11 protein-coding genes are annotated in these 14,175 nt (G+C 65.8%); 7 read left to right on the top strand and 4 right to left on the bottom strand.

Annotated features, from left to right (window positions below; genetic code table 11):
* Positions 1-68 precede the first annotated feature (68 nt).
* Complete coding sequence (locus E2I15_RS25095) at positions 69-1,565, top strand: aldehyde dehydrogenase family protein (RefSeq protein ID WP_137476958.1); 1,497 nt, start codon at positions 69-71, stop codon at positions 1,563-1,565.
* Between the two features lie 490 nt (positions 1,566-2,055).
* On the opposite strand, the gene E2I15_RS25090 is transcribed toward E2I15_RS25095, so the two are convergent.
* Positions 2,056-2,439, bottom strand: a complete 384-nt coding sequence (locus E2I15_RS25090; RefSeq protein ID WP_016846469.1) for a winged helix-turn-helix domain-containing protein — start codon at positions 2,437-2,439, stop codon at positions 2,056-2,058.
* 160 nt (positions 2,440-2,599) lie between these two features.
* On the opposite strand from E2I15_RS25090, the gene E2I15_RS25085 reads away from it, so the two are divergent.
* The 3 genes from E2I15_RS25085 to E2I15_RS25075 all read left to right on the top strand — a co-directional run bounded on the left by E2I15_RS25085 (position 2,600) and on the right by E2I15_RS25075 (position 6,100).
* The gene (locus E2I15_RS25085) at positions 2,600-3,727 is read left to right on the top strand and encodes an alkene reductase (protein WP_137476959.1); all 1,128 of its coding nucleotides are present in this window, start codon (positions 2,600-2,602) and stop codon (positions 3,725-3,727) included.
* A gap of 62 nt (positions 3,728-3,789) precedes the next feature.
* Positions 3,790-4,305 (top strand): GFA family protein, encoded by a 516-nt coding sequence (locus tag E2I15_RS25080; protein ID WP_246667919.1) that lies wholly within the window; start codon positions 3,790-3,792, stop codon positions 4,303-4,305.
* A 130-nt stretch (positions 4,306-4,435) separates the two neighbouring features.
* Positions 4,436-6,100 (top strand): thiamine pyrophosphate-binding protein, encoded by a 1,665-nt coding sequence (locus tag E2I15_RS25075; protein ID WP_137476960.1) that lies wholly within the window; start codon positions 4,436-4,438, stop codon positions 6,098-6,100.
* A 188-nt stretch (positions 6,101-6,288) separates the two neighbouring features.
* Here E2I15_RS25075 and E2I15_RS25070 read toward each other — a convergent pair whose 3' ends face one another.
* Positions 6,289-7,674: an LLM class flavin-dependent oxidoreductase gene (locus E2I15_RS25070; protein WP_137476961.1), complete on the bottom strand. Its 1,386-nt coding sequence runs from the start codon at positions 7,672-7,674 to the stop codon at positions 6,289-6,291.
* A 238-nt stretch (positions 7,675-7,912) separates the two neighbouring features.
* Here E2I15_RS25070 and E2I15_RS25065 point away from each other — a divergent pair, with 238 nt between their 5' ends.
* From E2I15_RS25065 to E2I15_RS25055, 3 genes are all read left to right on the top strand, one after another.
* On the top strand, positions 7,913-9,298 hold the full coding sequence (locus E2I15_RS25065; RefSeq protein ID WP_137476962.1) for a M20 family metallopeptidase: 1,386 nt from the start codon (positions 7,913-7,915) through the stop codon (positions 9,296-9,298).
* 233 nt (positions 9,299-9,531) lie between these two features.
* Positions 9,532-10,818 (top strand): MFS transporter, encoded by a 1,287-nt coding sequence (locus E2I15_RS25060; RefSeq protein ID WP_137476963.1) that lies wholly within the window; start codon positions 9,532-9,534, stop codon positions 10,816-10,818.
* Positions 10,819-11,066: 248 nt separating this feature from the next.
* Complete coding sequence (locus tag E2I15_RS25055) at positions 11,067-11,912, top strand: IclR family transcriptional regulator (RefSeq protein ID WP_137476964.1); 846 nt, start codon at positions 11,067-11,069, stop codon at positions 11,910-11,912.
* 216 nt (positions 11,913-12,128) lie between these two features.
* Here the strand turns inward: E2I15_RS25055 and E2I15_RS25050 are convergent, their stop codons facing one another.
* Positions 12,129-13,637, bottom strand: coding sequence for a tripartite tricarboxylate transporter permease (locus E2I15_RS25050; protein ID WP_137476965.1), 1,509 nt, complete (start codon positions 13,635-13,637; stop codon positions 12,129-12,131).
* An 8-nt stretch (positions 13,638-13,645) separates the two neighbouring features.
* Positions 13,646-14,131, bottom strand: a complete 486-nt coding sequence (locus E2I15_RS25045) for a tripartite tricarboxylate transporter TctB family protein (RefSeq protein WP_016845625.1) — start codon at positions 14,129-14,131, stop codon at positions 13,646-13,648.
* Positions 14,132-14,175: the final 44 nt, after the last annotated feature.

The raw sequence follows: 14,175 nt of genomic DNA, 5'->3' as shown, positions 1-14,175 counted from the left end.
GCGCTGTAGAATTCGGCATATAACGCTTCCAAAAGACCTCAGCCGACAATTTGACAGGGAGTGCAAACATGGCTGTTTCGCAGGCTATTCCGATCACGCGCCATCCTTATGCCGATGGTTCCTACAAGAGGATGCTGATCGACGGCAAATGGGTCGACGCCGCCTCCGGCAAGAAATTCGAGACGCACAATCCCGCGACCGGCGAGTTGCTCGCATCGGTCGCCGAGGGTGATGCCGAGGACATCAACCGCGCGGTCGCGGCGGCGCGCCGCGCGTTCGAAGGGCCCTGGAGCAAGGTGAAGCCGTTCGAGCGGCAGAACATGCTGCTCAAGCTCGCCGAACTCGTCGAAGCCAATTTCGAGGAACTGTCCCAGCTCGACACGCTCGACATGGGCGCACCGATCAGCCGCACCCGCGGCAACCGCCTGCGCGCGCTCGGCATGTTGCGCTACTATGCGGGACAGGCGACCGCGATCCACGGCGAGACCATCGAGAACTCGCTGCCCGGCGAAATCTTCTCCTACACGCTGAAGGAGCCGATCGGCGTGGTCGGCGCCATCATCCCCTGGAACGGGCCGTTGACGGCCTCGATCTGGAAGATCGGTCCGGCGATCGCGACCGGCTGCACCGTGGTGCTGAAGCCGGCCGAGGAATCGCCGCTGACCTCCCTGCGCATCGGCGAGCTCTGCATGGAGGCCGGCATTCCGCCCGGCGTCGTCAACGTGGTGCCGGGCTATGGCGAGACCGCGGGCGCCGCGCTCGCCTCGCATCCGGATGTCGACAAGGTCGCCTTCACCGGCTCGCACGTCACCGGCCAGTCGATCATCCGCGCCTCGGCCGGCAACCTCAAGCGCGTCTCGCTCGAGCTCGGCGGCAAATCGCCGGACATCGTGTTCGCCGACGCCGATCTCGACGCCGCGGTGCCGGGTGCGGCGATGGCGGTGTTCGCCAATTCCGGCCAGATCTGCAGCGCCGGCACGCGGCTGTTCGTCGAGCAGAAGGTCTATGACGAATTCGTCGGCCGCGTCGCCGAGTTCGGCAAGAAGCTGCAGGTCGGCAACGGCCTCGATCCCAACACCCAGATTGGCCCCCTGGTGTCGCAGCAGCAGATGGACCGGGTGTCGAGCTATCTCGACATTGGCCAGAAGGAAGGCGCCAAGGCGCTTGCCGGCGGCGGTCGCCTCACCGAGGGCGCGCTGTCGAAGGGCTATTTCGTGCAGCCGACCGTGTTTGCCAACGTGCAGGACAACATGCGCATCGCGCAGGAGGAGATCTTCGGCCCGGTGATCTCTGCGATCTCGTTCAGGGATCCGGACGAGCTGATCAAGCGCGCCAACGCCACCACCTTCGGCCTCGGCTCGGGTGTCTGGACCACCAATGTCAGCAAGGCGCACCAGGTCGCCAAGGCCCTGCGCGCCGGCTCGGTCTGGGTCAATTGCTACCAGGCGATGGATCCCGCGGTGCCGTTCGGCGGCTACAAGATGAGCGGCTACGGCCGCGAGTCCGGCAAGCAGCACGTCGAGGAATATCTCAACGTCAAGGCGGTCTGGATCAAGACCGGCTAGGGCTCGCTTTCACCTCTCCTCGCCTGCGGCAGGGCAATCGCATATGGATTGGAGTGATATGGGCAGTGACGCTGGGCGCCCGAGCCCGCTTGCGGGGGAGGGCGGGGTGGGGGTGCTTCCACATCGGGATTCCCTGCGTGGAGAGAGCCCCCACCCGCCGCGCTCTTCTAGCGCGTCGGCCTAAGAGCGAGCTTCGCTCGTCTCGACCCCGCAAGCGGGAGAGGCGAAGTAAGCCAGCCGATAAGCTCGTCCGCACCATATGCGATCGCCCCGCCGCCTGCCGGGTGAGGGGTACAGGTCTCGACGCGCGGTTTGCCCGCGGAGGGAAGCCGCTCGTCGCAACGCCTGCATGATTTCGGAATATTAGAAGATTATCCCTGAGTTGCCCGACATGTCAAGTTGCGTTGTCGAGTGCCGGCCGGCTGCCGGCTCCTTTGCATGGGGTTGTTTTCGATATTTTCGCAACGCGCCCCTGGCCGCCGTCTTTGCCTTACCGCCCCGCGGCCTTCTTCGGCTTGCCGATATCGCTGCGCAGCGCCTCGAGATCCTTGCGCACGGCGCTCGCCGCGTCGCGCTCGATCTTGCGGTAGCGTGCCACCAAGGAGAGGCCGAACGGGGTGAGCACCGCGCCGCCGCCATTCTTGCCGCCGGTCTGCCGTTCCACCGCCGCCTGCCGGCAGATGCGGTTGATCTCGTCGACCAGGTCCCACGCACGCTTGTAGCTCATGTCCATGGCGCGGCCGGCGGCGGAGATCGAGCCGCATTCCTTGATCCGCTCAAGCAGCAGGATCTTGCCCGGCCCGATCCGGTCCTCGGCATCGAGGTCGATGCGGACGCTGAGGGAGGGGAGCGATGAGGCGCTCGATTTCGACATGGGAGACCTGTTCTCGTGGCAACAGATTGCCACTACCCGCTTTCATGAACAAGATGAACCCGTTAGATAACGGGCATGATCCGCAAAAGTGGTAACCGGATTTCTGGGCCGATCGTGCCCACACTACAACGGAAACCACATAAGAATATTTGGGGCAGGCATGAATCCTCCGTCGCTGTTCTCTCCGCTCAAGATCGGTCCTTACCAGCTCGAACATCGCGTCGTGATGGCGCCGCTGACGCGGATGCGGGCGGCGCGGCCGAGCCTCGCGCCGCGGCCGATGAACGCGGAATATTATGCGCAGCGCGCCACGCCGGGCGGCCTGCTGATCGCGGAGGCCTCGCCGGTGGTCGCGACCGGCTTCGGCAATCCCGGTGTTCCCGGCATCTACAGCGAGGCCCAGATCGCGGGCTGGCGCGAGGTGGTGGATGCCGTGCATGCCAAGGGCGGCTTCATCTTCCTGCAGCTCTGGCACGTCGGCCGCGTCTCGCATTCCTCGTTCCAGCCGGGTGGCGCGCTGCCGGTGGCGCCGTCGGCGGTCGCGATCCCGTCCGAGTTCAAGTGCATGACGGCGGACGGCAAGGTGGTCGACTACGAGACGCCGCGCGCGCTCGAGACCCGTGAGGTCGCCCTGATGGTCGAGGCCTACCGGCAAGGCGCGAAGAACGCGCTCGCCGCCGGCTTCGACGGCGTCGAGATCCACGGCGCCAATGGCTATCTGATCGAGCAGTTCCTGCAGTCGCGCAGCAATCTGCGCACCGACCGGTATGGCGGGTCGATCGAGAACCGCGTCCGCTTCCTGATGGAGGTGACGCAGGCGGTGACCGAGGTCTGGGGCGCCGACCGCGTCGGCGTGCGGCTCTCGCCCTACGGCATCGCCAATGGCAGCGGCGAGGCCGACCCGATGCCGCTCTACAGCCACGCCATCACGGCGCTGGACAAGCTCGGGCTCGCCTATCTGCATTTCATCGAGCCGCGCGCCTCGGGCACCGGCCGCGCCGAGGTCGACTGGCAGAACGTGCCGTCCGCGATGGTGCTGTACCGCCCGATGTGGAGCGGCGTGCTGATCACCGCCGGCAATTTCGTCGGCGACACCGCACAGAGCGCGGTCGCCGAAGGCCATGCCGATGCGATCGCGTTCGGCCGCTACTTCATCTCCAACCCGGACCTGCCGCGCCGCCTGCAGCGCGGCTATCCGCTGACCAAATACAACCGCGCCACCTTCTATGCCGGCGAGGAGAAGGGCTATACGGATTATCCGGTGCACGACGAACTGGCGCAGGCGTAACTCTTCGTAGCCCGGATATCGCTTCGCTCGTCCGGGCTACGGTGCCTTGATGGGAGACCGCGATGTTTCCGGACGACGAGTTCGAGCCGACCAAAAAAACAAAGCCCGTGACGCTGGCGAAGCCCGCGGCCGGCCAATGCCTGTGCGGCAAGGTGAGGTTCGAGATCGATGTGCCGGCGCGCTGGGCCTGGCATGATCACACCGCCGCCAGCCGCCGCGCCCATGGTGCGGTTTATGCGACCTATGTCGGCAGCTGGAAGAAGCGCTTCCGCATCACGCAAGGCGACAGCGAGCTGTCGCGTTACGAGGACGCGAAAAGCAAGACCGCGCGCAGCTTCTGCGCCAATTGCGGCACGCCCATCATCTACGAACGCGCGCGGTCGCCGCACATGGTCAACATCCCGCGCGCGCTGTTCTCGGGACGCACCGGCCGACAGCCGCTCTATCACATCGCGATCGAGGAACTGCAGGAATGGGCCTATACCGGCGAGCCGCTGGTGCCGCTGAAAGGCTATCCCGGCGTGGTCTGGCAGCGCTCGAAAAAGAAGAAGCGCAGCGAGCGCGAGGGGATGTTCTAGCGAGCATCTTGCTTCAGGCGCGCGCCTGCGGAATGCGGCCATGACCGCTCGCTCGATTGCTCCAGCTGCGCAAGTTTGGTCATCTCCCTCGACCCCCGTCGGCCAACGCGCCGACAGGCCTGGAGGGAACATGAAAAATCGCATTACCGGCCGCTCGGCATTTCTGGCGCTGTTGAAGGATGAGGGCGTCACCCATCTGTTCGGCAATCCCGGCACCACCGAACTGCCGATCATGCACGCGCTGAAGGATCATCCCGATCTCACCTATGTGATGGCGATGCAGGAGAGCCTGGTGGTCGCGATGGCCGACGGCTTCAGCCGCGCCTCCGGCAAGCTCGTCGCCTGCAACGTCCATGTCGCGCCGGGACTCGGCAATGCGATGGGCTCGCTCTACAACGCAAGCTTCACCGGCACGCCGCTGATCCTGACCGCCGGGCAGCAGGAACAGGGCCATGGTCTGACCGAACCGGTGCTCTATGGCCCGCTGGTGCAGATGGCGACGCCGCTGGTGAAATGGGCGGTCGAGGTGACGCGGCTCGAAGACCTGCCGCGGATCGTGCGCCGCGCCGCCAAGATCGCGACCACGCCGCCGACCGGGCCGGTGTTCATCTCGTTGCCCGGCGATATCCTCAATTCCGAGGCCGGCATCGAGCTCGGCCGCTCCACCCGGATCGACACGCGGGTGAGGCCGTCGGAGGATGCGCTCAAGGCGCTGGCGGCGCGCATCCTGAAAGCGGAGCGACCGGTGATCGTCGTCGGCGACGAGATCGTCAAAAGCGATGCGCTGCGCGAGGCGGCCGATCTTGCCGAGGCGCTGGGCTGCCCGGCCTGGCAATCGCCGACGCCCTATGGTTCGCACTTCCTGTCCGAAAGCCCGAGCTTCATGGGCGCGATCGCGCGGCTGCAGAAGGTCGCGCGCGACGTGCTGGCGCCGCATGATCTGTTGATCGCACTCGGCGGCGATCCCTTGCGGATGTCGGTCTACAGCGAGGTCGATCCGCTACCGGACGGGCTCTCGATCGTGCAGGTCGGCCTGGTCGACAGCGACCTCGCCAGGAACTACGGCGCAGAGATCGCGGTGAAGGCGGACGTCAAGGAAACGCTGCGCGCGCTAGTCCCGGCGTTGAAGGAGGCCGGCGGCGGCGCGCTGGAGACGCGTGCCAGGCAGGGGCTCGCGGCGTTGTCGACCAAGAACTGGGCGGCGAAGCGCAAGGCGCTGGTCGAGCAGATCTCGAAGGCGAGCCAGACCTCGCCGATCGATCCGGACTGGCTCGCGTTGCAGGTCGTGGAGGCGATGCCCGACAATGCGATCCTGGTCGACGAGGGCCTGACCTCGTCGCGCCAGATCATTGGCTTGCGGCCGCATCGCGACCGCTACGGCTACCACGCGCTGGCCTCCGGCGGCATCGGCTGGGGCCTGCCGGCCGCGGTCGGCGTCAGCCTCGCCAATCCGCAGCGGCCGGTGGTGTGCTATTCCGGCGACGGCTCGTCGATGTACTCGATCCAGTCGCTGTGGACCGCAGCCAATCACAAGCTGCCGCTGACTTTCGTCATCGTCAACAACGGCGGCTACCGCATCATCAAGCAGCGCCTGCTCGCCTTCCATGGCGACGATCATTATGTCGGCATGGACTTCATCGACCCGCCGGTCGATTTCACCGGCGTCGCACGCTCGCTCGGGCTCGAGGCGATCAGGATCACCGACCCGCAGGAGCTGAAGGGCGCGATGAAGTCGGCATTCAGCCGTCCGGGCGCGAAGCTGATCGAGGTGGTGGTGAGCAATTCGGTGAATTGAAGGAGAGCCGCGCTCAATCCGTCACCGTCACCCTGAGACGCCCGCAAGAGCGCGCTCCTCAGGATGACGGGATCGTGAGCTGCGCTTAACCTGGTCCTTGCGAGGCGCGAAGCGACGAAGCAATCCATGATCCCGCATATGCGGAACGATGGATTGCTTCGCTTCGTTCCTCGCAATGACGGCGCGGATCACTCCGCCGCAGCGCTACGCTTCACGCGGTACCGGGTCGCCGGATGTGTCGCATCGAGCCTCGCCCGTCCTGCGCCGAACAGCTTCTCGCGCAAGGTGCCCTTTGCATACTCTCGCTTGTAGCGGCCGCGCTTGACGAGCTCCGGCACCAGCATGTCGGCGATATCCTCGAAATCGCCGGGCGAGATCGCAAACGCGACATTGAGGCCGTCGACGTCGGTGTCCTCGAACCATTGCTCGATCTTGTCGGCGACCTGCTCCGGCGAGCCGACCACCACGGGGCCGGCGCCGCCGATGCCGACATGCTCGGCGACCTCGCGCACGGTCCAGACCCGGTCGGGATCGGCGCGGGTGACATTGTCCATCGCGGAGCGGCCGGCGTCGTTCTGCACGTGCCGCACCTCCTGGTCGAGCGAATAGGTCGAGAAGTCGACGCCGGTCCAGCCCGACATCAGCGCCAGCGCGCCCTCATGGCTGATATGGCTGCGATACTCGGCATACTTCGCTTTCGCCTCCGCCTCGGTCGGCGCCACCACGACGCACATCATCGAGAACATCAGGATCTCGGCCGGGTTGCGGCCCTTCGCGGCGGCAAGCTCGCGGATCGCCGAGACGCGCGGGCCGATCACTTTCGCCGACGGTCCCGACATGAACACGCATTCGGCGTGCTCGGCGGCGAACTGCCGGCCGCGCGGCGAGGTGCCGGCCTGATAGAGCACCGGCGTGCGCTGTGGCGACGGCTCCGACAGGTGGATCGCGTTGAGCCGGTAATTGTTGCCGTCATGGTGTACCGGATGCACCTTGCTCGGATCGGTGAAGATGCCGCGTGCGACGTCGCGGATCGCGGCGTCGTCCTCCCAGCTGCCTTCCCAGAGCTTGTAGACCAGCTCCATATACTCGTCGGCGAGCTCGTAGCGGTCGTCATGCGCGGTCTGCTTGTCCTTGCCGGCGCCGCGCGCGGCGGAATCGAGATAGCCGGTGACTACGTTCCAGCCGACCCGGCCGCCGGTCAGATGGTCGAGCGTCGACATCCGCCGCGCGAACGGGTAGGGCGGCTCGAAGGACAGATTGCTGGTGACGCCGAAGCCGAGATTTTCCGTCACCGCGGCCATCGCCGGGATCAGCATCAACGGTTCGTTGGCCGGGGTCTGCGCCGCGTTGCGCAGCGCCGCATCCGGATTGCCGGCATAGACGTCGTAGACGCCGAGCACGTCGGCGAGGAACAACCCGTCGAACCGGCCGCGCTCCAGCGTCTTCGCCAGATCGATCCAGTAGGACAGCTTGTTGTAGTCCTTGGTGCGGTCGCGCGGATGGGTCCACAGCCCCGGCGACTGATGCGCCACGCAGTTCATGGCAAAGGCGTTGAGCCGGATTTGTTTTGTCATTGTCGAAAACCTTGGTCGAAACCTTGCGCGCCGCTTCGATTGCTGCCCGGTCGATGCCGGGCGTCCCGCATCAACTTGTTGCGACTTCCCACGTTTTGGCAAGGCCCATTCGCATTTCGCGCCCTTCCGGTCGCGATCCGATCCCGATAGGTTGCGCCCCTCCAGAAGCATGATCGGGACGCAAAGCGTGGCGTTCCGGTGCGATCATGCCAAGACGCGACCGGACGAAGGAACAATCATGCCGACACGGGCCGACGCAATCGCAAAGGTGCGAGAGCATTTTCAATCGGGAGAGTTCTTGAAGGAACTGGACCGCAGGGTCGGCTACCAGACCGAGAGCCTGAATGCCGACAAGGCCGATGCGCTGCGCGCCTATCTGGTGGAGAATCTGCAACCGGCCTTCGCCGAGCTCGATTTCAAGACCCGGCTGATCGAGTCGCCGACCGGCCGCGGGCCCTATCTGATCGCCGAGTACCAGGAGGGTGCCGCGCGGCCGACCCTGCTGACCTACGGCCACGGCGACGTCGTCGACGGCATGGTCGGCGAATGGCGCGACGGGCTCAATCCCTGGCAGACCACGGTCAAGGGCGAGCGCGTCTATGGCCGCGGCACCGCCGACAACAAGGGCCAGCACTCGATCAACATGGCCGCGCTACGCGCGGTGAAGCAGGCGCGCGGCGGCAAGCTCGGCTTCAACGCCAAATTCATCATCGAGACCGGCGAGGAGATCGGCTCACCCGATCTGCGTGAGGTCTGCGAGGCGCATCGCGAGGAGCTGAAGGCCGACCTGTTCATTGCCTCCGACGGGCCGCGGCTGTCGGCGGAGCGGCCGACCATCTTCCTCGGCTGCCGCGGCGGCAACCGCATCCATCTCGACGTCAATCTGCGTGAGGGCGGCAATCATTCCGGCAATTGGGGCGGCGTGCTCGCCAATCCGGCCACGATCCTGGCGAGCGCGATCGCGGGCCTGGTCGACGGCAAGGGCCGCATGAAGCTCGAGATCCTGAAGCCCCCGCCGATCTCCAACCGCGTCCGCGCCGCGCTCGCCGACGTCGAGGTCAAGCCGACCGCGGACGAACCGGCGCTGGCGGAAGACTGGGGCGAGGAGGGCCTGACCGCGGCGGAGCGGCTCTATGCCTGGAACACGCTCGAAGTGCTGGCGATGTCGTCGGGCAATATCGACAAGCCCGCCAACGCGATTCCCGGCAAGGCCAATGCGGTGCTGCAGCTTCGCTTCGTCGTCGGCACCAGGCATCTCGAGGTGATCGACGCGGTGCGGGACTATCTGCACAACAACGGTTTCCCGATGGTCGAGGTCTCCGGCACGCAGCGCTTTGCCGCCTCGCGCACCGACATGGACAGCCCGTGGATCGACTGGGCGGCGAACTCGATCCGCGCAACCACCGGCAAGGCGCCGGCGGTGCTGCCGAACTTCGGCGGCTCGCTGCCGAACGACGTGTTCTCCGAAGGCCTCGGCCTGCCGACGATCTGGGTGCCGCATTCCTATCCGGGCTGCTCGCAGCACGCCCCCGACGAGCACATCCTGCTGCCGGTGACCGAAGAGGCGCTGACCATCATGGCCGGCCTGTTCTGGGACCTCGGCGAGGCAAAGCACAAGGGGTGAGGAGCTAGGCTCGCTTGTTCCCCGTCATCCTGAGGTGGCCGCTTCTTCAGCGGCCCTCGAAGGATCGACGGCCACCAGCGGGGCCGTGCATCCTTCGAGGCCCGCAAGAGCTCGCACCTCCAGCGACAAAGGCGAAGCCTTTGCGCGGGGATGACGGGGAAGACGTGGATGGCCGGGTCAAGCCGGCCATTTCGAGTTGAAAAGCTGGTGCCTTCACCGGCAAGGAAAATGTAATGACACTATCGACTTCGGCCGACGCTCAGCACACGACAGCGGTCGACAAGAAAAACATCACCCGCCTGATCGTCGCGACCTCGGTCGGCAATGCGCTCGAATGGTACGACATCTCGGTCTATGCCTATTTCGCGGTGTATCTCTCCAAGGCGTTCTTCCCGGCCAATGATCCGACCACCTCGCTGCTCCTGACCTTCGGCAGCTTCGGCCTGTCGTTTCTGATCCGCCCGATCGGCGGCGTCGTGCTCGGCGCCTATGCCGACCGGCACGGCCGCAAGGCCTCGCTGATGCTGTCGATCGTGCTGATGACGTTTGGCACGCTGGTGCTGGCGCTGATGCCGACCTATCAGACCATCGGCGTTCTGGCGCCGATCGCGGTGCTGCTGGCGCGGCTGGTGCAGGGCTTTTCCGCCGGCGGCGAGTTCGGCTCCTCGACCGCGTTCCTGGTCGAGCACATGCCGGAGCGGCGCGGCTTCGTGGCGAGCTGGCAGTTCGCGAGCCAGGGCGTCAGCGGCCTGCTCGGCGCAGGCTTCGGTGCGCTCCTGACCTCCCTGATGAGCCCGGAGGATTTGCAGTCCTGGGGCTGGCGGCTGCCGTTCCTGTTCGGCGTCTTGATCGGCCCGGTCGGCATCTACATCCGCAACCATGTCGACGATGCAACGCCGCCGCCGGCCGCGAAGCAGGAATCGCCGGTCACCGAGCTGTTCACGCGGCAGATGCTGCCCACTATTCTGGCGATCGGCGCGCTCGCGGTGTCGACCGCGGTCAACTATCTGATCGTCTACATGCCGACCTATGTGGTGAAGACGCTCAACCTCGCGCCATCGGTCGGCTTCATCGCCTCGTTCGCCGCGCAGACCGCGGTTGCGCTGCTGGCGCCGATCGCAGGCATGGTCTCCGACAAGATCGGACGCACCACCCACATGATCCTGTTCGCGCTGCTGCTGCTGGTGTCGATCTTCCCGGCCTTCCTCTTGCTCACCGGCAAGCCGACGCCTGTGATCATTCTGATCGGTGTGCTCTGGCTCGGCGTCCTCAAGTCGCTATATTACGGGCCGCTCGCCGCGCTGATGTCGGAACTGTTTCCGGCGGCGACGCGTGCGACCGGGCTCGGTCTCAGCTACAATATCGGTGTCACATTGTTCGGCGGCATGGGACCGGCGATCATGACCTGGCTCGGCGGCTTCGCGCCGATCGGCGAGCTCGCGCCGGGTTACTATCTCACCGCGGTCTGCATCCTCAGCCTCTGTGCGCTGTTCACGATCCGCAGGATGCGGTTGGCGTAGCGCATGATCCGAAAAAGTGCGAAGCGGTTTTTCGAAAAGATCATGCGCAAGCGGCATCAGATTTCGTGATGCGAAATTCAAATCTCCTTATTGTTGCACAGCAGCGTAGATAGTCGAAATCAAAGTTTCATCTGACGAAAGTATACGGTGTCCGGCGCGCGTCATCCGTCCTAGGATGATGTCCGCCGGGCGCGTCTCTTCGTCGTGCCCGTTCAGGATTTGGAATTGACGGCAAGGAAGGCCAGGGCATGAACGCCTCAACGACTGCGACCGCACGGACCAGCCGCAAGAGGCCACTGCCGGAGCCGGGCCAACCCGACAAGTTCAACGCGATCCAGAAGGTCTGCGCGATCCTGCGCGTGCTGGCACAGCGCTCGCCGCTGCGGCTCACCGACATCGCCGACACCACCTCGCTGAACAAGGCGACCGCGCTGCGCATCCTCAACTCGCTGATCGAGGAAGGCTTCGTCAGCCGGGTCGCCGGCGCCAAGACCTATGAGCTCGGCCAGGAGGCGCGGGTGATGGCGGTCGGCGCGCGCCGTTCGGTCGACATCGCCGAACTGGCGCAGCCGAGCCTGCTCCGGCTGTCGGAGCGCTCGGCCGATACGGCGCTGCTGTCGGTGCGATCCGGCGTCGAGGCGCTCTATCTGGCGCGCTCGGTCGGCAACCATCCGCTGCAGCCGAACTATCTGCAGATCGGCAGCCGCCGTCCGCTCGGCGTCGGCGCCGGCGCGCTGGCGCTGCTGGTCTGGCTGCCGGATGCCGAGATCGAGGCTGTGATCGAGGTGATTGTCCCGCGGCTGGCGAAATCGCCGCGCATCACGCCAAAGTTCCTGCGCGAGCGGATCGCCATGGCGCGCAAGGCCGGCCACACCGTGCTGATCGACGCCGCGTTCCCCGGCATGGGCGGCGTCGGCGTGCCGGTCCGCGACGATGCCGGCGAGGTGGTGGCCGCGCTCTCGATCGGCGCCGCGTCCGACCGCATCCGCCGCCGCGAAGGCGAACTCGCCGACATGCTGAAGAAGGAAGCCCAGGTGCTGGCCCGCGCGCTGGCCCAGCCGCCGAAGAACGGACGGGCGGCGAAGATGGGTTGAGGTGGGTTGTTTCCGCGGACTGGCTTCACCTCTCCCGCTTTGCGGGGTCGAGACGAGCGAAGCTCGCTCTTAGGTCGTATTGCATCGAAGATGCAATCCGGGTGGGGGCTCTTTCCGCGATGTGACTCGTGGAGATACCCCCACCCCACCCCAGCCCTCCCCCGCAAGCGGGAGAGGGGGCGCGCTGCCGGCGCGGCTGAAGTCGGGCTCGCTCTCCTAAGCCCCCTCATCCAGCGCCACCAGCTCGCGCTTCTTGCGCAGCGAGGGCAGCAGCGGGCCGACCAGCAGCAGCAGCGCGAAGGCGAGGCAGATCGCCGAGATCGGCCGCTCCACGAAGGTCATGAGATTGCCCTGCGAGAGGATCAGCGACTTGCGCAGGTTGTTCTCCAGCATCGGCCCGAGCACGAAGGCCAGCACCAGCGGCGCCGGCTCGTAGCCGAGCTTGCGCATGAAATAGCCGATCACACCGAATGCGATCATGACGTGGACGTCGAACACGTTGTTGCTGGAGCAGTAGACGCCGATGATCGTGAACAGGATGATCAGCGGGAACAGCACGTTGTAGGGCAGCCGCAGCAGCTGCACCCACATGCCGATCATCGGCAGGTTGAGCACCAAGAGCATCAGGTTGCCGATATACATGCTGGCGACGATGCCCCAGAACAGCGTCGGGTTCTGCGAGATCATCAGCGGTCCCGGCTGCAGGCCGTGGATCACGAAGGCGCCGAGCAGCAGCGCCATCACCACGTTCGGCGGGACGCCGAGCGTCATCAGCGGAATGAAGGCGCCGCCGGCCGCGGAATTGTTCGCCGATTCCGGCCCCGCGACGCCCTCGATGGCGCCGTGGCCGAACCGCTCCGGATGCTTCGAGAGCCGCTTCTCCAGCGCGTAGGACGCGAACGATGCCACCACGGCGCCGCCGCCGGGCAGGATGCCGAGGAAGAAGCCGAGCACTGTGCCGCGCGCCACCGGCCCGGCGCTGGCTTTCCAGTCCTCCTTGCTCGGCAGCAATTGGTTGATCCTGGTCTTGATGATGTCACGCTTGATCGCCTGCTCGGTGTTGAGCAGCACCTCGGCGACGCCGAACAGGCCCATCACGACCGGCACAAGGCCGATGCCGTCGATCAACTCGAGGCGGCCGAAGGTCAGTCGCGGCTGCGCCGTGATGCTGTCGAGCCCGACCAGGCCGAGCACGACGCCGATGCAGGCCATCAACAGCGCCTTGGCCATCGAGCCCTGGGTGAGGAAGGTCAGCACCACGAGGCCGAGCACCATCAGGCTGAAATATTCGGCCGGCCCGAATGCGATCGCGACGCTGGCAAGCGAGGGCGCCACCAGCATCAGGGCGATCAGCGCGAAGGTGCCGGCGATGAACGAGCCGAAGGCGGAGATGCCGAGCGCGGGGCCGGCGCGGCCCTGCTTGGCCATCTGGTGGCCGTCGATGCAGGTGACGACGGAGGCGGCTTCGCCGGGGATGTTGACCAGGATCGAGGTGGTCGAGCCGCCATACATCGAGCCGTAATAGATGCCGGCCATCATGATGATGCCGGATTCCGGCGTGCCGGACAGCGTCACCGGCAGCAGCAATGACATCGCCGAGATCGGGCCGATGCCGGGCAGCACGCCGACCAGCGTGCCGATGAACACGCCGATGAAGCAGTAGAGCAGGTTGATCGGCAGCAGCGCGACGCCGAGGCCGTGGGCGACGTTGACGAGAGTATCCATGGGCGCGCTCAACCGATCTCGAAGATGCCGCTCGGCAGCTGGATCGCGAGCAGGTGCTTCAGCACCCACCACATCCCGAGCGGGGCAAGGATGGACAGCGGGATCGCCAGCGACCAGCGCACAGGATCGATCACGCGGAGCAGCAACAGCATCAGGGGGATCGCCGACAGCAGGAAGCCGAGCGGCTCCAGCGCAAAGGCGAACGCCGTGAGGCAGACGATGACCAGCACCGGCTTGCCCCAGCGCGCATTCTCCCAGCGCGAGGCGAAGGTCGGGCCGCCCTCGGTCACCGCCGCGATCATGATCGAGGCCGCGAACACGCACATCAGGATGCCGGTGTAGAACAGCACGTAGCCGGAGCCGGGATCGTTGATGGTGCCGAGCTTGAGCTTGAGGCCCGACCAGATCACGAAGGCGCCGAGCCCGAGCCCGATCAGCCCGCCCCAAAGCTCGGAGTTGTTGAGGCGGAATTTGACGTTGGTTTGGTCTGTCATGTGTTGTGTTGCTCTCAATCACCGTCAGCGAAGCGACGCCCTCG

Source organism: Bradyrhizobium sp. BR2003 (assembly GCF_009720285.1).
GTDB classification, from domain to species: Bacteria; Pseudomonadota; Alphaproteobacteria; order Rhizobiales; family Xanthobacteraceae; genus Bradyrhizobium; species Bradyrhizobium elkanii.
Note: the sequence above shows the minus strand (reverse complement) of the source record. Positions and strands in the feature narration are given on the sequence as shown.